A 20,805-nucleotide genomic window follows, 5' to 3' on the forward strand; every position below is an offset into this window, starting at 1 on the left:
ATACGAGTGCAGCGGCTAAGGTCACAGGAGCGCTTTTACTTTGGAGTAATACCTATTTCCAGTTTTCACAGTTTTTCAGTTTTTCACACACCGCTAGTTTTTTAGTTTATCCGGCACGAAAAATCAAAATATGAATATTGTTGCAGACAGACCGGCAACTGATTTGATTCAGTTGGAAATGGTCAGAGCATGGCTTTTTAAGATTGGTGAGCCGGAAGAGGATCATTTCATTGTTTTGGAGAAATGCAAAAGCGATCCTGAAGCAATGGAGTATTTCTTGATGCATGCAAACGGAGAAATTTAATTATCTTAGTCATTGAAATCATTGAAAAAAACACCACACATTACATGATATATGTTATAATTCAAAGAGTTACTAACGAGACGTTGATAACAAACAATCGCAGCGAGTTACGAGACGAGCTTCTTGTGATTGATGGCGAAAGTCTGAAGTGTTTTGTATGGCTAACGAGACGTTAGCGCGAAATGGCAGCAAGGCATAGCTTTAAAGATTATTCAAATCAATTACTTTGGAGAATTTTAATATGACGCAAGTAAGCGAAAAAGACCCTGTAGAAGTTGTTAAGGCCGCATTCAGCGAATTCCAGGAAGCGCATAATAAGCGGTATAACGAGCTGCAAAGTCAAACTGACCGGCTGGAAGAGCTGCTAAACCGTCCTGGCGCACTGGACGCAACGCTTGATAGCTTATACGGCAACAAAAGAGCGAAACGTTGCGCTGTAACGAGTGACGGCAGGAAGCTGCCTATTCTGGCGAAGGATGAAAGTTTTGCTGCGCATCACCCAGTTAACCGAAATGAGCCAGAGCAATGGAGCATTGGAGACTTTGTTAAGCAAAGTATGGGTGTTGCTCAACGTCAGAATAGCGCATTAGAGACTGGTGCGGCTACGGTTCCAACGTTCTTGGGTTCGCGGATTGTTGACGATATTCGAGCGCGGAACACACTGATCCGAGCCGGAGCAATGACATTGCCAATCGACGGTAAAACGGTAATCAGTAGAATCGATGCTGACCCGACGGTTTACGTTCACACTGAAGCGGCGGCGGATATTAGCACGTCATTACCGACATTCACGCCAATAACACTGGAACCAAAAACGTTGGTGGCGCAGGTGCCTCTAAGTGTCGAGTTGGTTGCAGATTCGGCTAATCTGGATTCATTGCTGCGGACAAGCCTGGCGGCTGCATTCGCTGCTAAGTTGGATACCGTTGGTATAACTGCACTGCTGGCTGATTCAGATATTGAAGAATCGGCAAGTGGACAAGACCCGGCAACATGGGCGGGCGTCGTGGCTGCCGTTGGTGAACATCTTGGTAATGATGGTGATCTGCCTTCATCGCTAATTTCCAACGCGGCTGAATTCAACACCAGAAACAGTGAAACCGTTACCGCTGGTGAATGGCTAGGACGTCCTCAATATCTTGATGGTATGGCTGATTTGTTTTCAACGTCGATGACGGCGGGCAAGTTTCTTCTTGGTGATTTTGCTACCGGCCTGATACTGGCTGTTCGTCAGGATATGCGTTTAGAGCTGATCCGCTGGAATGGTTTGAGCGATGCGACACATGCGCTGGTTGCTTACATGCGCGGACAGTTCTATGTGACGCAGCCTAGAAGCCTGTTTAGAGGTTTGAAGACGGTAGTTTAAAGTTAACTCCCCCGGCGTGAACGGGTAAATTCGCGGCTGGCGGAATAGCTGTAAGCGGCCAGTATAATTGAAACTGCTTCAGTGCCTGCGGTGTCGTTCTCACGTGGCAGGCGTTTTGACTGGAATAAAGCAGATAGTAGGATTAACGTAGAGCGATTATTCCCAAGGTGTCAATGGTATGGCATACCCCGAGGCGAAATCTTTGAAGGGAAGGGCTTTGAGTACCGCGATCAACCGTTGGCGTGCTAAACGTCCACAAAAAAGATAAAAAGAATCCCCGCCTATCCAAATCTCTACTGCAGTAAGCTTTATGTACCGCACCCGCCCGAAATTTTTGCGCAGCCAAGTTAAAAAAACAGCTTTAATGGCTATCAGCATAGCGCTGATTATATCTTTCCTGTTCTGGATATATCTCATCTAAAACGTATTCAATAAGCTCTCTAATTTCTGTTATGTTTGGCAGGCCAGTTAGATTATTTTGGCATATCAAGGGTACGGGAAATTTCGCTTCAGGATTGTAATAAACTTTTGCTTCTAGAACACTAATATCACAATGAGCTAGAACTTGATCACGCAAGTTTTCTATTTTCTCGTGCAATATCTTTTTTTCTTCATCAAAGCGTGGGGCTGGTAATTTATATCTTTTTTTGACTTCATCGAAAGAATATTTAAATGGTTTGCAATACTCGATCAATACCATTCGGTATGCTGCGCTCCATATTGCGCTGCCAGGGGGTGTGTTCTCAAGTTCACAAGCAGTACGCCAAGCCCTAGTTAAGCTGGTGATCGATTCTTGGTAATGAATATATTCTTTATCAATATCCATATTAACCCCAGACAAAATTCTCAGCCATGCTGTTTTATAGAAAAACAGTGGTGACATAATGGTGACATGATTATGTGGAAAAAATAAAGCACCTAGCCTGTTATTATCTAAGTGCTTGATTATTATGGTTGCGGGGGTAGGATTTGAACCTACGACCTTCGGGTTATGAGCCCGACGAGCTGCCAGACTGCTCCACCCCGCGCTTGTCAGAAGAGAGAATTATACACTAGTGTGTGGTGTCGACGCCAGTTTTCTTTGAGTTGTTATCAAGGTATTGAAACTAAACACCGATCAATGAAGTGTTGAAAAGCGTTATAAGCTGCATCAGCTAACATTGCACATGAAATATTATCAAGCAGGTCGTATTGATGTTAATGCCAGGGCATAATCGGTATAGTTGAAATGCTGTTTTTTGGCGAACCCTCTATGATACGGTCACTATAAGTCAAATAGATAAGAACATTTCTTTTAGAATCATAAAAACGAACCACTTGTAATGATTTAAAAAGCAAAGATGTATTTTTTTTAAAAACTTCTTCCCCATCTGAGTCGCCATTTTTAATTTCCTCAGGAAGGATAATGGGTCCTACCTGTCTGCACGCGATAGACGCATCGGACGTGTCTTCTGCAACACCAACTGCGCCGCTGACACCGCCAGTTTTCGCTCTGCTCAAATAGCAGGTAGCGCCTTTAATATCTGGATCGTCAAATGCTTCAATGACAATTTTGTCATTTGGGCCGATTAATTTGAATTTGGTTGAAACACTGCCAATTTTCTCAGCATTCAAAGGCAAACCAAAAGATAGAATGCTCACCAAGGCAATGCTGCGTATTTTCCAAGACAATGTGGTTTTCTGTGTATGGACTGCTCTATATGTCATTTTTCTTCCTTGTTTAGCTAATATCGTTTCCAAAAAAACTGCTTGTTTCTGGGCGGTTATACTTTGATAACAATTTGAAGACAATTTTCGTACATGCTAGTTGGTAGGTTACTTGGCATTTTAACGAAATCTTCGATATTTGTTTCATAATTTTTAATTATTTGATAAAATTACGACAATATCGTTATGGGCTTTGACAGCCCATTTTTTATTTGTATTAACCGCTATGATGCTGGAAAAATTGCTAGAATTAACGCTTGAAGGCATGGGGTATGAGTTAGTTGATGTCGAGCAATTTTCGCGCGGTAAACTGCTTAGAGTTTTTGTCGACAAAAAAGACGGCATAACGATAGATGATTGTGTTGCAATCAGTAATCATTTGAGTCGTTTATTAACCGCCGAAAATATTGATTACGGTCGACTGGAAGTTTCATCTCCTGGTTTAGACAGGCCTCTAAAAAAAGAGAGTGACTTTATTCGCTTCATAGGCGAGACAATACGGTTAAAGCTACGTATCTCTTTGCAGGGGCAAAGAAATTTTGTGGGTGTTTTGCGGGAAGTAAATGATGGCATTTTAAAACTTGAAGTCGAAGGAAAATTGTTTGACCTGGATATGCGCAATATTGGAAAGGCTCGTTTGGTTCCAAAATTGTAAGCAATTAAAAATTTGACTGGAGGACTATGAGCCGCGAGATTTTACTGTTGGTTGATGCACTGGCGCGTGAAAAAGCTGTGGAAAAAGAAATAGTTTTCACCGCGCTGGAAATGGCATTATCTTCTGCGACGAAAAAACGATTTCACGAAGATGTCGACACTCGGGTTTCAATAGACAGAAAGTCTGGTGACTATGAATCCTATCGTCGCTGGTTGGTTGTAGAAGATGATGCGGTTGAAGAGCCATCACGTCAAATAGCCTTAACCGATGCACAAAAAATAAACACGGCTATACAGGTCGGCGATTATACAGAGCAACCACTGGAGCCTATCGAATTTGGACGGATTGGCGCACAAGCAGCCAAACAGGTTATTTTTCAGAAAATCCGTGATGCAGAACGTGAGCAAACACTCAATGATTTTCTGGAACGTGGTGACTATCTGGTAACTGGAACAATAAAACGATTGGAGCGAGGTAATGCAATCGTTGAGTCGGGTAGAATAGAAGCGGAACTGCCGCGTGATCAAATGATTCCTAAAGAAAATCTCCGGGTGGGTGATCGGGTGCGCGCTTATTTGCACAAAGTAGACCGTGTCGCCAGAGGACCTCAACTGAAACTTTCAAGAGTTACACCGGAATTTCTTGTGAAACTGTTTGAACTTGAAGTACCGGAAATAGAAGAGGGCATTTTGGAAATTAAGGCGGCTGCAAGAGATCCCGGATCACGAGCCAAAATCGCTGTAAAATCAAACGATCAACGGGTAGACCCCATCGGAACCTGTGTAGGTATGCGTGGATCAAGGGTGCAATCGGTAATAAGTGAGCTGGCTGGCGAACGAGTAGATATCATACTATGGTCTGACGACCCGGCCACCTATATCATTAATGCGCTGGCACCCGCAGAGATCAGCAGCATCATGGTTGATGAAGAACAACACGGTATGGACATAGTTGTCGACGAAGAGAATCTTGCTCAGGCTATTGGTCGTGGTGGACAGAATGTGCGTTTGGCTTCTGAATTAACAGGCTGGGATCTTAATATTATGACTGTCCAGGAATCTCAGACTAAACATGAACAGGAAGCTGAACTTATCAGGCAACTATTTATTGACAAGTTGTATGTGGATCAGGAAATTGCAGAAATTTTAATTGAAGAAGGTTTTGCAACGATTGAAGAAGTCGCTTATGTTCCATTAAATGAAATGCTAGAGATTGAATCTCTAGATGAGGAAATAGTCAACGAAATTAGAGAGCGTGCTCGTAATGCACTGCTAACAGATGCGATCGCCAATGAAGAAAAAGTCGAGAATATAGCAAATGATCTGTTGTCTCTGGAAGGTATGGACATTGAGACAATACGCATACTGGCAGCGAAAGGAATAAGTAGTCAAAGCGATCTGGCTGATCTGGCAGCCGACGATTTGGTGGAGATGACTGGAATGGATATTGAACGTGCCAATAAATTGATTATTAAAGCACGAGAACCATGGTTTGTTTAAATTGAATAAAAATTGTGATTAATACAATGAAATAATCGATACAACAGCGATTTTGTTTTTTGTTTTGCTTGATGAAAGGTTTAAAGGTTATACATGGCGCAAATAAGTGTAGAGCAATTTGCTAATGAACTTGGCTTGCTACCGGCAGTGTTGCTTGAGCAGTTGCAGGCCGCTGGTGTAAAGAAATCAGTGGCAGAAGACAATCTGACAGAGCAGGATAAGGCTCAATTACTTGATTATTTGAGAAAAACGCATGGCGCCAAGGAAATAAAAAACAAAGTGACATTAACACGTCGACAAACCTCGGAGATCCGAAAATCTGATAGCATGGGTCGAGCACGCACAATTCAGGTAGAGGTGAGAAAAAGACGTGTTTTTACCAAACCGACTTTTGAAGCGAGCGCCGGAGCAAAATCTGCTAAAACAGAGATGAAACCCAAATCGCATTCAGAGCCTGTGCTAGATGCGGAACAAATGGCGTTACGTGAAGAAGAAGCAAAAAAACAGGCCGAATTGATAGCGCGGCAGACAGCAGAAATACAACGCAAACATGCACGCAAGAAAGCTGAAGTTGAACAAGAGGAGACACGTCATCCAGAATCTATTACATCCGTTTCCAAAGAAACCACTCAGTTGCCTGAACAATCAACTGATGTCAAGAAGGAATCGGCTCAGGTAGATGAGGACAAAGTGGAACAAAAAGAGTTGTCCCGCGAATCAAGTAAGAAGACAGAACAGGCACAGCAGATTGATACAACAGTAAATGTCGGTATTGAATCGGCGGAGAATAAAGCATTGTCTGAGGAATCGACACAAAAACAAGAAGACAAAACCGAAAAAACTGATAAAACTGAAAAGAAAAAAAAGCAGGTAAAACAATCGGGCTGGAAAGAAGAAACTACCCGTAAACGTGGTGTAAAAACGCACGGTGATATTTCAGGTAGCCAGGGATGGCGTACTCGAAGAGATAAACATCAAAAACAAGCTTCCGTTGAATCGAAGAAAGAACATGGTTTTTCCGCACCAACCGAACCAATTGTTCGAGAAATTACTGTTCCTGAGACAATCTCCGTTGGAGCATTGGCCCAAAAAATGTCAGTTAAGGCAGCCGATATTATCAAAGTGTTGATGAATATGGGTTCTATGGTCACGATCAATCAAATGCTGGATCAGGAAACCGCAATGATTGTCGTTGAAGAAATGGGTCATGTTGCAAAATATGCGGCGTTAGACAGCCCGGAAGCATTTCTGGCAGACACAGAATCGCTGATCGCGGAGGCGCAATTGGAGTCGCGTGCGCCTGTAGTCACAGTGATGGGACACGTCGATCACGGCAAAACATCATTGCTTGATTACATTCGTCGTTCACGCGTTGCCGGTGGCGAGGCAGGTGGTATTACGCAGCATATTGGCGCGTATCACGTAGAAACGGATCATGGCATGATTACCTTCCTGGATACGCCAGGTCATGAAGCTTTTACGGCTATGCGTGCACGCGGCGCAAAAATTACTGACATTGTTATTTTGGTTGTGGCTGCAGATGATGGTGTTATGCCTCAGACTATAGAGGCGATTCATCATGCCAAGGCAGCTGGCATACCACTGATTGTTGCTGTCAATAAGGTTGATAAACCGGAGGCCAATGTCGAACGAATAAAACAGGAGTTGGTGGCGCACGAAGTTGTGCCAGAAGATTGGGGTGGAGATACTATGTTCATTGAGGTATCGGCTAAAACGGGTCAGGGCATAGATGATCTGTTGGAAGCAATATTGTTGCAGGCAGAAGTTTTAGAACTTAAAGCCCCCAAGAAAACAACGGCTAAGGGCGTTGTGATTGAGTCACGTCTGGACAAAGGGCGTGGTCCTGTGGCTACTATTCTAGTTCAATCTGGTACGTTAAGGCGCGGGGATGTTCTGTTGGCAGGTGCAGTGTTTGGCAAGGTACGTGCCATGAGTGATGAAAATGGCAAATTGATCAAGCAGGCTAGCACCTCAATACCTGTGGAGATTCAGGGTTTGTCAGAAGTGCCGGATGCGGGTGATGTAGTATTAGCACTTGATGACGAACGTAAAGCACGAGAAATCGCTTTGTTTAGACAAGGTAAATACCGCGATGTCAAACTTGCCAAGCAACAGGCCGCGAAACTGGAAAACGTTTTTGACCAGCAAGAAGACGTCAAAGTGCTGTCCCTGATTATTAAAGCGGATGTTCAGGGTTCCTGTGAAGCGTTGTCGCATGCGTTGCACAAACTATCAACTGATGAGGTGAAGGTTAACATCATACACAGCGGTGTTGGCGCAATAATTGAGTCTGATATCAATTTGTCACTGGCATCAAAAGCAGTGGTAATCGGATTTAATGTACGCGCTGATGCAGGCGCGCGGAAATTAATTACATCAAGCGGCGTGGATGTACGCTACTATAATATTATTTATGAGGCCGTCGACGAAGTAAAAGCTGCTCTTTCTGGAATGATGGCACCTGAACGTAAGGAAAATATACTGGGCCTTGTTGATGTTCGAGAAACCTATCGTATTCCAAAAGTCGGTATGGTTGCTGGATGTTATGTTCTCGAAGGAACAGTTAAAAGAAACTCATTGATCAGAGTATTACGCGATGGCAAAGTTATCCACAGCTGCGAGCTTGATTCACTGAAACGTTTCAAAGATGATGTGAAAGAGGTAAAAGAAGGATTCGAATGTGGAGTTTCACTCAAAAATTTCAATGATATTAAAGTAGGTGACCAGTTAGAGGCCTACGAGATTATTGAAACAAGTCGCACGCTCTAGTCTTGTGTTAATCGTGCATCTTTGCGTAAATTGATTTGTTAATGTCCAAGGATTTTCACCGACAGCTGCGAGTAGCTGACCAAATTCAGCGCGAGTTGGCAGATTTATTGAGACATGAAATTAAAGATCCGCGTCTTGGTAAAATTACAATCACAGCTGTTGAAGTCAGCCGCGACTATGCTTATGCAAAAGTTTTCTATACAGCTCTGGATAATCAGGAAAACAGCTCTCTGATAGAGAAAGCGCTGGCAAAGGCAAGTGGGCATTTAAGATCGACTTTATCTAAACGAATTAAATTACGTGTCGTACCGCAACTTATTTTTACCTACGATCAATCAATTGAGCATGGCGCCTATCTATCGAGACTAATTGACGAAGCTGTTGCGCAAGAAAAAAAGGACAATTCCTGAAGTTATAAAAATACCTGCGCATGTTCTAGCAATACATTGTGGCAGAATCCTTTTAGTTGCACTAACTCGAAATTTGAAGAAATAATTCTGGGCTCTAGGATGGCTGGACGTAACATCAGCGGTGTATTGTTGTTAGACAAACCATACGGAATGTCGTCTAATCATGCGCTTCGAAAGGTAAAGTATCTATATGCGTCTGCCAAATCAGGTCATACAGGCACACTAGATCCATTGGCAACTGGAATGCTACCGATTTGTATGGGGGAAGCAACCAAATTTACTTCGGTTTTGTTAAACGCAGGTAAATCCTATGAAGCTGTAATAAAGCTGGGTTATCAAAGTACCACAGGCGATGCAGAAGGAGTGATAAAAAAACTTCATGATGTAACTGAGGCGCAATTAAACATACAATTTTGCCAATCCGAGTTGAAGCAATTCATAGGGGAAATAGAACAAATACCTCCAATGTATAGCGCGCTGAAGCACCAGGGTAAACCATTGTATGCTTATGCGCGCAAAGGTACTGAAATTGAGCGAAAACCACGTAAAGTCAACATTTATGACCTGCAAATCAAAATGTTGTCCGGCGATGAATTGGTTATCTTGGTGCGGTGTGGGACAGGTACTTATATACGTGTTCTGGCAGAAGATATTGGTAAAGCATTAGGGTGCGGGAGTGGGTATCTTATTCATTTGAAACGCAAGTGTGTCGGAAACTTTCACCTGGATCAGGTACAGACATTTGATACGCTGGAAAAAATGGACATGGAGAAGCGGGATCGTTGCTTATTGCCAATCGATAGTATTTTGCAACAGTTTCCTGCTGTATCATTAAATAAATTTCAAACTCAAGCTATTTTATATGGGCGCACGATAGCCGGAAGTGATGATGTGAATATGACTGAACAAGCGCTTCAGGAAAACATTGTACGGTTATATTATCAGCAGGCTTTTTTAGGTTTAGGTGAAATTATCTTGGATCAGCAAGTTTTAAAGCCTAAACGCATGTTATCCAGTGCATATTTGCACAGTCAAAGTATTGGGTTACTCAACTGAAATTTGGGGTTGGTTCGAGTTACAACAATATTACAGATCCAACTCAATGCGTTATAATCCTGAGTTTAAATTCAAAAATAATCATGTTTCAAGGTACGAATCTCGCCTGCGTACGCGGTGACCGCAAACTATTTGAATCCATCAGTTTTAAACTGGAAGCGGGTGGGTTAATGCAGGTAAACGGACCGAATGGAAGTGGAAAAACAAGCTTATTACGTATTTTGTGTGGTTTATCCAGCCCTGGTATGGGAATAATTAGCTGGAATGATGTCGCCATCGGAACGCTTGGCAGTGAGTATTTTCGCGAATTGACCTATATTGGCCATTTGAGTGGGACAAAAGATGACTTAACAGCGTTAGAGAATTTACGCATTTCCAGTGCACTTGCAGGACAAAAGATCAGTGATAAACAAGCACAGGATGCACTTACATACATGGGCTTGCGTGGCCGCGAATCCCTGCCGGCAAAAGTATTATCCCAAGGCCAGCGCAGGCGCGTAGCGCTTGCGCGTCTACTGGTTTGCAAAACAAAGTTATGGATTCTCGACGAGCCTCTAGCGGCACTGGATGTCAGTGCCGTAAAGCTTATGCAGGCATTGCTGGAGCAACATCTGAAGCAAGAGGGCATGGTAATTATGACAACGCATCAAGATATTGATGTAACTGCTGCCTCAACCATACAACTGCAATTGGCATAAAATGTTCTTTTGGATTGTTCAACGCGATTTATTGTTAGCTGTTCGACGTCGGTCCGACGTCCTGACCACATTATTTTTCTTTATTATTGTTGTAAGTTTATTTCCTTTGAGTGTAGGCCCGGAAATGAATATGTTGCGCACGATGGCACCCGGTGTCGTGTGGGTTGCAGCATTGCTTGCGTCCATGCTGTCTTTAGGCAGGTTGTTTGCCAGTGATTATCTTGACGGCACGTTGGAACAAATGCTGCTCTCACCGCACTCATTGCCTTTTCTTGTTTTGGGTAAAGCTTTGGCACACTGGCTGGTTAGTGGTGTTCCGTTAGTGATGATGGCACCTGTTCTGGGTATTCAGTATGATTTGCCATTAGACGCGCTGTTTGTGCTTACATTGTCACTAATGCTGGGAACACCGGTATTAAGCCTGATTGGAGCAATTGGGGCAGGTCTAACCCTGGGGTTACGTGGTAGTGGAGTTCTGGTTTCTTTGTTGGTATTGCCACTCTATATTCCGGTATTGATTTTCGGGGCCGGTGCGGTAGAGGCCAATATGGCTGGCGTCGAATTTGATGCACACTTGTCACTTCTTGGTGCTTTTTTATTAGTGTCTATCGTTTTTGCACCTTGGGCCGCCGCAGCATCTTTACGAGTATCCATGGAATAAGAACAGGCGAATCAAGAAAACACTGTTCGGTAAGAATTTAACGTTGGCTGGCTTAAATCATTGGAATTTTTTGATTTGACCTTTTTAGGATAGAATCTTCAACTGTTACTCAAAACTATTTGAGTTTTTTGAAGTTGTCAGATTCCAGAAAAAAATAACAAATATCTATAAAGAATATTATATATGGCTATCAATTGGTATAAATATGCATCACCCGCGAGCTTTTATACGCTTGCGGGAAAAATGGTCCCTTTCTTCGCAATAATTGCCTTCGGTTTGCTAATAGCTGGATTGTATATTGGATTTTTCGTTGCACCCACAGACTTTCAACAGGGTGAAGCATACCGAATCATATTTATTCACGTTCCCGCTGCCTGGATGTCAATGTTTCTATACGTAGTTATGGCATTCTGGGCTGGAATTGGATTGGCATTTAATACTCGACTTTCATCAATGATGGCAACTGCCATAGCACCAACGGGGGCTTTGTTTACATTTCTGGCTTTATGGACAGGCTCGTTATGGGGAAAACCGATGTGGGGAACTTGGTGGGTATGGGATGCGCGATTGACATCTGAATTGATTTTATTGTTTCTTTACATTGGTTTTATGTCTCTACAAGCAGCAATTGATGATCCCCGAAGAGCTGATAAAGCAGGCGCAATAATTGCGCTGGTAGGTGTAATTAATATTCCAATTATCTATTTTTCTGTACAATGGTGGAATACCCTGCACCAGGGTGCATCTGTAAGCGTTACACAGGCACCCACAATGGCTGCAACGATGTTAACCGGTATGATGGTTATGGTCTTTGCAAGCTGGATGTATTCAATTGCAGTCATTTTAAAACGCGTACGCGTCATTATTCTTGAAAGAGAAAGCCATACAACATGGGTTGCCGAGCTTAGAGAAAAAGGAGCACTGTAATGATTTGGTCAAGCTGGTCCGAGTTTTTTTCCATGGGTGGATATGGCGTTTATGTATGGGGGTCATATTTTGTAGCGTTTGTGTGTGTCATTGGCGAAATACTCTTGATATCGAAACGCAGGAGAACTTTGATTAATAAATATGGTCAGATTTACGAATCAAACAAAGAAACGTATTCTGTTCCGGAAGATGGATCGAAGTTAGATAAAAAAACTAACGAGCAAGAAATCTCCGATACAAGAACAAACAAAAATTCAAACAAAGAAGAGATAAGCAATGAAACCACGTCATAAAAAACTTGCGGTAATAACTGCCGGTGTTGCGGCACTGGGTTTTGCAGCTGTTTTGGTGCTTAATGCTTTTCAAAGCAATTTGGTTTTCTTCTTTAGCCCGACACAAGTTATAGCCAAGGAAGCTCCCATAGGCAAAAACTTCAGAATTGGTGGATTGGTCGAAGAAGGAAGCGTCAATCGTGGAGAAGGCACAACAGTCAAATTTGCGATAACAGACACATCCGAAACGATACAGATTGTCTATACCGGCATACTCCCGGATTTATTTAGAGAAGGTAAAGGTGTTGTCGCACAGGGTAAATTAGATGACAATGGAACTTTTGTGGCTGATGAGGTATTGGCAAAACATGATGAAAACTACATGCCGCCAGAAGCTGCATTAGCATTGGAAGAAGCTGCAAAAGCTCAGAAGGCTTCCCTGACGCAATAAATAAAGATTCTAAAACATGTGTGTTTTAGATTGTTTCTAACTGTTTTTGTTTTTGTATATAAACAAAAACCCTACAAATAAATTTTGACATCATGATTCCAGAAATTGGCAATTTTGCGCTCATTCTTGCGTTGTTACTAGCAATTACACAAGGCACCTTACCATTAATTGGTGCGTCACGTGGTATTACTGCTTGGATGGCTTTGGCAAAACCGGTTGTTCAAGGGCAGTTTGTTTTTGTTTTGATTGCATTTTTATGCCTTGGCTATTCGTTCGTCACAAGTGATTTTTCTGTTGTAAATGTGGCTCGAAATTCAAATACAGAGCTTCCATTGCAATATCGGATTGCTGCGACCTGGGGGTCTCATGAAGGTTCGCTGTTACTCTGGGTATTAATGCTGGCTGGTTGGTCGATAGCTGTCAGTGTATTCAGTAAGCAGTTGCCTGAGGATATGACAGCACGCGTTCTGGGCGTTTTGGGCCTGGTCAGTGTTGGATTCCTGTCATTTATGTTGTTGACGTCTAACCCGTTTGACCGACTGCTTCCTGCAGCCATAGAAGGCAGCGATTTAAATCCACTGTTGCAGGACCCGGGTATGGTTATTCATCCACCTATGTTATACATGGGTTATGTAGGATTTTCTGTTGCATTTGCTTTTGCAATTGCTGCTCTATTAAGTGGAAAATTGGATGCGACTTGGGCGCGTTGGTCTCGTCCGTGGACTACTGTAGCCTGGGTATTCCTGACATTTGGAATCATGCTCGGAAGCTGGTGGGCTTATTATGAGCTAGGCTGGGGAGGATGGTGGTTTTGGGATCCTGTAGAGAATGCCTCTTTTATGCCATGGCTGGTAGGTACGGCGCTGATGCACTCGCTGGCTGTAACCGAAAAACGTGGAAGTTTTAAGAGCTGGACAGTATTACTGGCAATTTGTACATTTGCCCTGTGTCTATTGGGTACATTCCTAGTACGTTCTGGGGTTCTCACTTCCGTACATGCCTTTGCGACTGATCCCGAGAGAGGTGTTTTTATACTTGGATTTTTATTCGTTACAGTTACATTATCACTGTTGCTGTTTGCATGGCGTGCACCAAAAGTTGGCTTGGGTGGAAAATTTGATTTGCTGTCACGTGAATCGATGTTATTGGCGAACAATTTATTGCTACTCGTAGCAGCTGCTAGCGTGATGCTGGGAACATTGTATCCACTTATTGTCGATGCATTAAACCTGGGTAAAATATCCGTTGGACCACCTTATTTTGAAGCTGTTTTTGTGCCAATTATGACGCCAGCAATATTTCTGATAGGACTGGGTCCGATCTCTCGCTGGAAACAAATGAATTTGCCATCTCTGGCTGTTCGTATTCGTTGGGCAGCTGGCGTGAGCTTTGTTAGTGCGATTATTGCTCCATTTTACATGGGGGAATGGAAGCCACTTGTAAGTTTTGGTCTGTTACTGGCTTTCTGGATTATTATGAGCATACTGGTCAGTTTGAAACACCGCATAAGCAATAGCGGCCAAGGAAATGTATTGGTCAGATTGGCCAAACAATCCAGGAGCTTTTATGGCATGCATTGCGCGCACTTGGGTGTCGCAGTATTTATTATTGGGGTAACGCTGGTTAATGGGTATGAAACGGAAAAGGATGTTCGTATGGACATCGGTAGTCGTGTATCAATCAAAGAATACGCATTCCAGTTTAATGGTGTATCAGACGTAGTAGGTCCTAATTATATGTCGGTCCGTGGGGAAATTGATGTGTTTAAGGATGGAGAGTTTGTGAGAAAACTCTATCCTGAAAAACGCACATACAATGCATCGGGAATGGTAATGACTGAAGCAGCGATCGATACCGGATTTTTAAGAGATCTTTATGTTGCTTTGGGCGAGCCCTTAGCTAACGAAGCTTGGGTTGTACGTGCCTATCATAAACCGTTTGTTGATTGGATCTGGCTTGGCTGCTTATTGATGTCAATTGGTGGTATTCTGGCCGTGAGTGACAAACGTTATCGTCTGAAAATAAAAGAGAAGAGTAAAAATATCTTCGACAAAAAGTTTGGCCAGGCACCTGCAGAAACCGATAATAAAATTAAACCGGCGGTAACAGAAGGAAGTACGGCTTTTATTTCAGATACAAGGAAAGTTTAATGCGATATTTGCTGCCTTTATTTGCATTCTTGGTATTAGCGGTATTTTTATTTGTTGGGCTTTCATTAAATCCGCGCCAGGTTCCTTCGCCATTGATTGACAAACCTGCGCCGGAATTTGAACTTTACAGCCTACATGAACCTGACAGAATTTTCTCATCAAAAGAAAATATAGGTAAGGTATGGCTATTGAATGTCTGGGCCTCCTGGTGTGTCGCATGTCGGGATGAGCATCCACTTTTGGTACAACTTGCAAATTCAGGTGTAGTGCCCATTTATGGTCTAAATTATAAAGATGAGAATACGACAGCCAAACAATGGTTAAAGCATTATGGAGATCCATATATTGCAAGCGTAGTTGATCCAGATGGAGCAGTCGGTATAGATTATGGCGTTTACGGTGTACCGGAAACGTATGTTATCGATAAGCAAGGTATTATAAGACACAAGCAAATAGGTCCTGTGACAGTGGACTCATTACAAAATAAAATTATTCCGTTAATTGTTGAATTACAGAAACAAACATGAAGAGCTTATTTGTCTTCTTTCCACTGGGTCTAGGACGCGTATTTACAGATGGGTTTACGATATCCAGACTTAATTCAGTCTTGATTTTATTTCTGAGTTTAGGAATTGCTCTACTTTTACCGCTAAAGGCAAGCTGGGCCGAGACTGAATATAAAGAAGCTGTTCCAGTGGCTGAGAATCCAGAAATAGAGCAAAGGATGCTTACCTTGACAGAGGATCTTCGCTGTCTGGTGTGCCAAAATGAATCAATAGCTGAATCTCGGGCTGATTTTTCCAATGATATCCGCAGGATAATCCGTGAACAGATCAAAGCCAATAAAACCGATGAGGAAATTATTGATTTCCTGGTTGATCGTTACGGTGATTTTGTTTTATATAACCCACCAATGAAAAATACGACAGTATTGTTGTGGTTTGGACCGCTGATTTTTTTCCTGTTTAGCAGCTGGTTTTTAGTCAAATATCTTAAAGGCCGCCGCCGGGAAATAAAAGAAGTTACTCTCAGTGATGTGGAACTCAAAAGAGCAGCTCACTTGCTTGACGATGACAGTTATAAGAGAACTGAAGATCACCTCAATAAGAACACCAAATTAGACAACCAGGATCATTCCTCAACCTTGGAACAGCACCAAAAGGCTGATGTTTCAACAAGTGAAAATAAAGGTAACAACGTATGACAGCTTTCTGGGTTATTTCAGGTATTTTTATTATAGTAGCGCTACTTTTTATAATTCCTACGCTGCTTAAGGTCAGAAATATACAAGAGGAAAAGGTAGAACGCGATGCGGTCAATGTAACCGTTTATCGTGATCAACTGAAAGAATTGGACAGGGATCTTGAAAACGACATACTGACTCAAGAACAGTATAACCAAAGTAAACAGGAATTACAGCAACGCATGCTGCAAGATGTGCAAGGGACTGAAGCTGTCCAACAACTTAATAATACGAATAAAATTGCAAATATTGCAGTATCGACTGTGGTAGCACTGACATTACCGATAGCTGCCATATATTTATATTTGGAAATCGGAGATACACGAGGCTTGTTACCACAGGCACAACTTGCCAACGCTGTCCAGATGTCTCAAGGTGGCGGTGCTGGAGACAGCGCGAAGCCAGAAGGGCATGATAATTTTAATTCTGTTTTGGAAAATTTGATTGCAAGATTGAATAACAATCCTGAGGATATAGAAGGCTGGTTTATGTTGGCACGCACGTATGCGATAATGAAACAGTACGAAGAAGCTGCCGCTACATACGCTAGGCTGAATGAATTAATTCCAGATAACCCTCAGATTTTAAGTGATTATGCTGATGTTCTTGCAATGACAAACGCGGGCAGTCTTGCTGGGGAACCATCAGAATTGATTCAGAAAGCGTTGAGTATTGATCCCGAATATCCTAAAGCGCTGGCTTTGGCTGGTACGGTTGAATTCGAGAAAAATCATTTCGATCAGGCAGCAAACTACTGGGAACGTTTATTGGCAGTCATTCCAGCTGATTCACAACTTGCAAAATCTGTGAGCGAAAGCATAGCAGAAGCCAGATCCATGTCTGGAGGGGATACTTCACAGAATAAGGAACTAGTAGCTTCTAATACAGATTCTGAAGATACTGTGGGACAATCTAACAGTAATAACGAACATCAGCAGATTTCATCAGATGGTGTCACACAAGACCAGAAAAATTTGTCAATTTCAGGTAGGGTAACTATCAGCGATGCTTTAGCCACTAAGGCAAATCCAAGTGATACATTATTCATTTATGCTCGCGCAGAATCGGGTCCTAAAATGCCGTTGGCAATCTTGAGATTAAGTGTACGAGATCTGCCAACAACATTTACGCTGACCGATGCCATGGCGATGACACCTGCAATGAAACTATCGAGTTTTGAGAATGTTGTTGTAGAAGCGCGAGTATCCAAATCAGGCCAAGCAGTTCCATCAAGCGGAGATTTTCAAGGATTAAGTGAACCAGTTACAATTGGCAATAACAATGTCATGATTGAGATTGATTCAATTATTCCTTGATACTTATTTGCTGATGTTTTTTTATTTTCTTATATTGGTTGGAACTACTATTTTAATCATGTAATCAACAAACCCTTTTCTGATCGATACAATTTATATTTAAATGCCGACAATCAATCAAACTGTTGACAATTTTAAGCTGCCAAGCACCGGCAGCAAAACATTTTCTTTGTCTGAATCAACTGCCGGAAAGCATCTAGTTGTGTATTTTTATCCAAAAGATGATACGCCTGGATGTACTGTCGAGGGAGAAAACTTCAGGGATAAATATCCTGATTTTATCCAATTAAACTGTGAAGTCGTAGGTATCTCTCGTGACAGTATCCAATCACATGAAAAATTCAAGGAGAAAATGAATTTTCCATTTGAGCTTTTGAGTGACTCAGATGAAACAGTCTGCAAGCAGTTTGATGTAATAAAGATGAAGAATATGTATGGAAAGCAGGTGCGCGGTATCGAACGTAGCACTTTCGTAATTGATGCAAAAGGTATCTTGAGAAAGGAGTGGCGTGGGGTTAAGGTACCGGGCCATGTTGAAGAAGTGCTGGATTTTGTCAGAACACTCTAGTGATTACGGTGCACTAACCCTTGTCATAGCAAAATTTTGACCCCCGTCGTCATGTTAACAAATGCATAATAGTACTCTGCTCAGTTATTAATTCTTCGTAGCTTTTCTGCATTTTACGTTTGTCAAAATCACTTAGTTCTAGTCCTTGAACTATTTGATAATGGCCATTACTACAGGTAACCGGAAAACTGTATACGACACCTTCCGGTATACCATAACTTCCATCGGACAAAATACCCATGGAAGTCCAGTCATTTTCGCGGGTTCCGAATATCCAATCCTGCATATGATTGATAATGGCATTTGCAGCGCTTGCAGCGCTGGAACGCCCATGCCTGGCTTCAATAATTGCCATACCTCGTTTCTGTACAGTAGGGACAAAACTTTTAGCTATCCAGTTGTCATCGTCTATAAGAGTCTTAACAGGTATATTGTTAATTTCTGAGTGACTCAGATCTGGGTATTGTGTGTTGGAGTGATTACCCCAAACAATCATTTTTCTGATACTAGTCACGGGTCTCGAGAGTTTTCTTGCAACTTGTGACAACGCGCGATTGTGATCGAGTCTGAGCATGGCAGAAAAATTATTAGGATTCAAATCTGGAGAATTTTTGAGCGTAATGTAGGCATTTGTATTTGCCGGATTACCTACCACCAGAACCTTAACGTTTCTATTGGCGACGGCATTCAGCGCCTTTCCCTGTTCTATAAATATCGGCCCATTCGCTTCCAAAAGATCTTTGCGTTCCATATTCTCACCGCGCGGGCGCGCCCCAACAAGAAGCGCAATATCAGTATCTTTGAATGCAGTGTAAGGGTCATCAGTTGTGATGAGTTCAGTCAGGAGCGGAAAAGCGCAATCCTGTAATTCCATGACTAATCCGTCAAATAACGGACGTGCATTCGGAATGTCAAGCAGTTGCAATATAATTGGCTGGTCCTTGCCTAACATATCACCTGCAGCGATACGAAACAGCAAACTATAACAAATTTGACCAGTCGCTCCAGTTACCGAAATTCGAATTGGCGATTTCATGTTTTCAATCCTTGAAATATCCCTGTAGGCTCATTAAATCGAGTGTGCTCGGGAAAAATTGAGACTGAATTATACTTGTAAACCCTGTTTCAAGGAAGACTAGGATTGATTTCAAAGTAAGATTAGACACAAAAACAAATATATATTAGCGTGAGAATAGTAACTGCTAAATGGGTTATAGGTCATATAATGTTTAACACTACTACGCAATTCAATGAGTTTTAAAAGATTATCTGCAGTAATTGCGATATTCTTTTGATAAATCGATATGTAAATGACCATAGTAATTTGGAAAATAGTAGAGACCAATTAAGGGGTAATGCCATAAATTCCGCGCTTGAAGATCAGCTATTTGTATTCGTAATTGTCTGCAATAATTTCTCGTTTGAAGCATTTTTTCATCTAATAATAGTTTCTCCATTTTATTTTGATTACGCAGCAGTTTCAGTTGCTGCATTTTTTGTAATTTCCTGACCATAGCGTCCTGTTTCTGTTGTTCTGTAGTTGGACTGCTTTGCGGCAATTCCGTTAAGTCCGAAACCATAGCACCCGGTACTGGGGTTGTACTGTATTGAATTTGTCCCCAAGGATCGCTCCATTGATAAATAGTTTCGGCTGAAGCGGTTAATGAAAAGATCAAAAAAATTACATTACTACTTAAGGTAAGTTTAGCCATAAGCTTTTATAGATAATTTACTAACTTTTTGCCTTGAAGATCAAAATTGCTATTTTAATGAATAAGTAAATCTATGTTTGAATATGAAATTTAATGTTACAACTACAATTGCAATACTACGAGGAAAAAAGTACAATTAAATGTTTAAAAATGGGTTCTTAGTCAAGTCAATAAGTTTTTTAAATTCCTAAATTAGATACTTATTAATATTATTTTGTTGCAACATATTTTGTTGTAGTTGTTGTAGTCATAAAGAAGAAAAGTTTTAGAGAAATAAATCAAAATAAATACTACCTGTCTGCACCTGCATTTTTAATATCTTGGATAAAGGTCAACGAGTATGAGAAAAGATAGCAAGGGTGCGAAGTGTAGTAAATTAATTGATTAAAAATTATATAATTATTTCTTGACTAAGAATTGTAATTGGACAAGATGGAAGTAAGGAGAAAATAGGTTTTATGGCAAATAGTGCACAAGCAAGAAAAAGAGCGAGACAGTCGGTTAAAAGACGAGAACATAATGTCAGTATGCGCTCAAGATTGCGTACCGCAATTAAACAAGTCAAGAAATTAATCGAAACAGGGGATAAAGAAAAAGCGAACGCGGCTTTCATTCAGACTGTTAGCACGGTAGATACAATTGCTGGTAAAGGGATTATTCATAAAAATAAAGCAGCCAGGCAAAAAAGTCGGTTATCAGCTGCCTTAAAAGAAATGGCTTGATATAGCATACAATTTTGTTAGTAATTATATAAAACTCGCAAATAAACTACACTGAGAATTAGTGCGGAAAGGCATGGTCACACTGAGTATTAATCCTATAAGCAGTCTGACTGATTTTGTAAAGTTGAACAGCGAGTTGCTGAAGGTTTTAGGGGAAGGCGAGACAGCAGAGACGGGTCTGTAAACGGCTGATTGGACTTGAGTGGTAATACCGGTTGGTCGTGAGGCGGGCTATTGTAAGGGAGGCGGCAGCGGTAGACTGTTATACGGAAGGATTAGCAGCGGATTGCCGGGCATA

General features: G+C 41.8%; 22 protein-coding genes and 1 tRNA gene. 18 read left to right on the plus strand and 5 right to left on the minus strand.

Features of this window, described 5'->3' with window-relative positions:
* Positions 1-130 precede the first annotated feature (130 nt).
* Positions 131-304, plus strand: a complete 174-nt coding sequence (locus BMX44_RS16920; protein WP_177167779.1) for a hypothetical protein — start codon at positions 131-133, stop codon at positions 302-304.
* A 241-nt stretch (positions 305-545) separates the two neighbouring features.
* A complete protein-coding gene (locus BMX44_RS14680; RefSeq protein WP_090634425.1) occupies positions 546-1,670 on the plus strand; it encodes a phage major capsid protein in 1,125 nt (374 codons plus the stop codon).
* Positions 1,671-2,031: 361 nt separating this feature from the next.
* On the opposite strand, the gene BMX44_RS14690 is transcribed toward BMX44_RS14680, so the two are convergent.
* The 3 genes from BMX44_RS14690 to creA form a co-directional block, all read right to left on the minus strand.
* The gene (locus tag BMX44_RS14690) at positions 2,032-2,553 is read right to left on the minus strand and encodes a nuclear hormone receptor family protein (RefSeq protein ID WP_090634428.1); all 522 of its coding nucleotides are present in this window, start codon (positions 2,551-2,553) and stop codon (positions 2,032-2,034) included.
* A 68-nt stretch (positions 2,554-2,621) separates the two neighbouring features.
* Positions 2,622-2,698, minus strand: a tRNA-Met gene (locus tag BMX44_RS14695).
* 169 nt (positions 2,699-2,867) lie between these two features.
* On the minus strand, positions 2,868-3,410 hold the full coding sequence (creA, locus tag BMX44_RS14700; protein WP_245738958.1) for a protein CreA: 543 nt from the start codon (positions 3,408-3,410) through the stop codon (positions 2,868-2,870).
* 193 nt (positions 3,411-3,603) lie between these two features.
* Here creA and rimP point away from each other — a divergent pair, with 193 nt between their 5' ends.
* From rimP to BMX44_RS14775, 15 genes are all read left to right on the plus strand, one after another.
* Positions 3,604-4,032 carry a ribosome maturation factor RimP gene (rimP, locus tag BMX44_RS14705; protein ID WP_090634431.1) on the plus strand — a complete coding sequence of 143 codons (429 nt, stop codon included), beginning with the start codon at positions 3,604-3,606 and terminating at the stop codon, positions 4,030-4,032.
* A 26-nt stretch (positions 4,033-4,058) separates the two neighbouring features.
* Complete coding sequence (gene nusA / locus BMX44_RS14710; protein ID WP_090634433.1) at positions 4,059-5,531, plus strand: transcription termination factor NusA; 1,473 nt, start codon at positions 4,059-4,061, stop codon at positions 5,529-5,531.
* Between the two features lie 93 nt (positions 5,532-5,624).
* Positions 5,625-8,321, plus strand: coding sequence for a translation initiation factor IF-2 (infB, locus tag BMX44_RS14715; protein WP_090634435.1), 2,697 nt, complete (start codon positions 5,625-5,627; stop codon positions 8,319-8,321).
* A 41-nt stretch (positions 8,322-8,362) separates the two neighbouring features.
* Entirely contained in the window at positions 8,363-8,731 is a 369-nt protein-coding gene (gene rbfA / locus BMX44_RS14720; RefSeq protein WP_090634437.1) for a 30S ribosome-binding factor RbfA, read from the plus strand.
* A gap of 129 nt (positions 8,732-8,860) precedes the next feature.
* Entirely contained in the window at positions 8,861-9,787 is a 927-nt protein-coding gene (gene truB / locus BMX44_RS14725; RefSeq protein ID WP_245738959.1) for a tRNA pseudouridine(55) synthase TruB, read from the plus strand.
* An 83-nt stretch (positions 9,788-9,870) separates the two neighbouring features.
* A complete protein-coding gene (gene ccmA, locus BMX44_RS14730; RefSeq protein ID WP_090634441.1) occupies positions 9,871-10,485 on the plus strand; it encodes a cytochrome c biogenesis heme-transporting ATPase CcmA in 615 nt (204 codons plus the stop codon).
* A gap of 1 nt (position 10,486) precedes the next feature.
* Positions 10,487-11,146 carry a heme exporter protein CcmB gene (gene ccmB / locus BMX44_RS14735; protein ID WP_090634442.1) on the plus strand — a complete coding sequence of 220 codons (660 nt, stop codon included), beginning with the start codon at positions 10,487-10,489 and terminating at the stop codon, positions 11,144-11,146.
* Between the two features lie 183 nt (positions 11,147-11,329).
* Positions 11,330-12,073 (plus strand): heme ABC transporter permease CcmC, encoded by a 744-nt coding sequence (gene ccmC / locus BMX44_RS14740; RefSeq protein ID WP_090634444.1) that lies wholly within the window; start codon positions 11,330-11,332, stop codon positions 12,071-12,073.
* Positions 12,073-12,366, plus strand: coding sequence for a heme exporter protein CcmD (gene ccmD / locus BMX44_RS14745; RefSeq protein ID WP_090634446.1), 294 nt, complete (start codon positions 12,073-12,075; stop codon positions 12,364-12,366). The genes ccmC and ccmD overlap by 1 nt, the downstream gene beginning before the upstream one ends.
* A complete protein-coding gene (gene ccmE, locus BMX44_RS14750; protein ID WP_090634447.1) occupies positions 12,350-12,796 on the plus strand; it encodes a cytochrome c maturation protein CcmE in 447 nt (148 codons plus the stop codon). The genes ccmD and ccmE overlap by 17 nt, the downstream gene beginning before the upstream one ends.
* A 92-nt stretch (positions 12,797-12,888) precedes the next feature.
* Positions 12,889-14,946 carry a heme lyase CcmF/NrfE family subunit gene (locus BMX44_RS14755; protein ID WP_090634449.1) on the plus strand — a complete coding sequence of 686 codons (2,058 nt, stop codon included), beginning with the start codon at positions 12,889-12,891 and terminating at the stop codon, positions 14,944-14,946.
* Entirely contained in the window at positions 14,946-15,473 is a 528-nt protein-coding gene (locus BMX44_RS14760; protein WP_090634451.1) for a DsbE family thiol:disulfide interchange protein, read from the plus strand. The genes BMX44_RS14755 and BMX44_RS14760 overlap by 1 nt, the downstream gene beginning before the upstream one ends.
* Positions 15,470-16,150, plus strand: a complete 681-nt coding sequence (locus tag BMX44_RS17485; protein ID WP_090634452.1) for a cytochrome c-type biogenesis protein — start codon at positions 15,470-15,472, stop codon at positions 16,148-16,150. The genes BMX44_RS14760 and BMX44_RS17485 overlap by 4 nt, the downstream gene beginning before the upstream one ends.
* The gene (ccmI, locus tag BMX44_RS14770) at positions 16,147-17,505 is read left to right on the plus strand and encodes a c-type cytochrome biogenesis protein CcmI (protein WP_090634454.1); all 1,359 of its coding nucleotides are present in this window, start codon (positions 16,147-16,149) and stop codon (positions 17,503-17,505) included. Before BMX44_RS17485 ends, ccmI begins: the two co-directional genes overlap by 4 nt.
* Positions 17,506-17,608: 103 nt before the next feature.
* Positions 17,609-18,073, plus strand: coding sequence for a peroxiredoxin (locus tag BMX44_RS14775; protein ID WP_090634456.1), 465 nt, complete (start codon positions 17,609-17,611; stop codon positions 18,071-18,073).
* A gap of 49 nt (positions 18,074-18,122) precedes the next feature.
* On the opposite strand, the gene BMX44_RS14780 is transcribed toward BMX44_RS14775, so the two are convergent.
* Entirely contained in the window at positions 18,123-19,109 is a 987-nt protein-coding gene (locus BMX44_RS14780; RefSeq protein ID WP_090634458.1) for a malate dehydrogenase, read from the minus strand.
* Between the two features lie 229 nt (positions 19,110-19,338).
* Entirely contained in the window at positions 19,339-19,785 is a 447-nt protein-coding gene (locus tag BMX44_RS14785) for a DUF4124 domain-containing protein (protein WP_090634460.1), read from the minus strand.
* Between the two features lie 458 nt (positions 19,786-20,243).
* Between BMX44_RS14785 and rpsT the strand changes: the two genes are divergently transcribed.
* Positions 20,244-20,507, plus strand: coding sequence for a 30S ribosomal protein S20 (gene rpsT, locus BMX44_RS14790; protein WP_090634462.1), 264 nt, complete (start codon positions 20,244-20,246; stop codon positions 20,505-20,507).
* The last annotated feature ends 298 nt before the right edge of the window (positions 20,508-20,805 follow it).

The organism is Nitrosomonas marina, from assembly GCF_900110145.1.
Taxonomy (GTDB): Bacteria; Pseudomonadota; Gammaproteobacteria; order Burkholderiales; family Nitrosomonadaceae; genus Nitrosomonas; species Nitrosomonas marina.

Excerpts from the sequence above, each read along its gene's own strand:
- BMX44_RS16920 (WP_177167779.1), top strand. The coding sequence starts at position 131 with ATGAATATTGTTGCAGACAGACCGGCAACTGATTTGATTCAGTTGGAA.
- BMX44_RS14680 (WP_090634425.1), top strand. The coding sequence starts at position 546 with ATGACGCAAGTAAGCGAAAAAGACCCTGTAGAAGTTGTTAAGGCCGCA.
- BMX44_RS14690 (WP_090634428.1), bottom strand. The coding sequence starts at position 2,553 with ATGTCACCACTGTTTTTCTATAAAACAGCATGGCTGAGAATTTTGTCT.
- rimP (WP_090634431.1), top strand. The coding sequence starts at position 3,604 with ATGATGCTGGAAAAATTGCTAGAATTAACGCTTGAAGGCATGGGGTAT.
- nusA (WP_090634433.1), top strand. The coding sequence starts at position 4,059 with ATGAGCCGCGAGATTTTACTGTTGGTTGATGCACTGGCGCGTGAAAAA.
- infB (WP_090634435.1), top strand. The coding sequence starts at position 5,625 with ATGGCGCAAATAAGTGTAGAGCAATTTGCTAATGAACTTGGCTTGCTA.
- rbfA (WP_090634437.1), top strand. The coding sequence starts at position 8,363 with ATGTCCAAGGATTTTCACCGACAGCTGCGAGTAGCTGACCAAATTCAG.
- ccmA (WP_090634441.1), top strand. The coding sequence starts at position 9,871 with ATGTTTCAAGGTACGAATCTCGCCTGCGTACGCGGTGACCGCAAACTA.
- ccmB (WP_090634442.1), top strand. The coding sequence starts at position 10,487 with ATGTTCTTTTGGATTGTTCAACGCGATTTATTGTTAGCTGTTCGACGT.
- ccmC (WP_090634444.1), top strand. The coding sequence starts at position 11,330 with ATGGCTATCAATTGGTATAAATATGCATCACCCGCGAGCTTTTATACG.
- ccmD (WP_090634446.1), top strand. The coding sequence starts at position 12,073 with ATGATTTGGTCAAGCTGGTCCGAGTTTTTTTCCATGGGTGGATATGGC.
- ccmE (WP_090634447.1), top strand. The coding sequence starts at position 12,350 with ATGAAACCACGTCATAAAAAACTTGCGGTAATAACTGCCGGTGTTGCG.
- BMX44_RS14755 (WP_090634449.1), top strand. The coding sequence starts at position 12,889 with ATGATTCCAGAAATTGGCAATTTTGCGCTCATTCTTGCGTTGTTACTA.
- BMX44_RS14760 (WP_090634451.1), top strand. The coding sequence starts at position 14,946 with ATGCGATATTTGCTGCCTTTATTTGCATTCTTGGTATTAGCGGTATTT.
- BMX44_RS17485 (WP_090634452.1), top strand. The coding sequence starts at position 15,470 with ATGAAGAGCTTATTTGTCTTCTTTCCACTGGGTCTAGGACGCGTATTT.
- ccmI (WP_090634454.1), top strand. The coding sequence starts at position 16,147 with ATGACAGCTTTCTGGGTTATTTCAGGTATTTTTATTATAGTAGCGCTA.
- BMX44_RS14775 (WP_090634456.1), top strand. The coding sequence starts at position 17,609 with ATGCCGACAATCAATCAAACTGTTGACAATTTTAAGCTGCCAAGCACC.
- BMX44_RS14780 (WP_090634458.1), bottom strand. The coding sequence starts at position 19,109 with ATGAAATCGCCAATTCGAATTTCGGTAACTGGAGCGACTGGTCAAATT.
- BMX44_RS14785 (WP_090634460.1), bottom strand. The coding sequence starts at position 19,785 with ATGGCTAAACTTACCTTAAGTAGTAATGTAATTTTTTTGATCTTTTCA.
- rpsT (WP_090634462.1), top strand. The coding sequence starts at position 20,244 with ATGGCAAATAGTGCACAAGCAAGAAAAAGAGCGAGACAGTCGGTTAAA.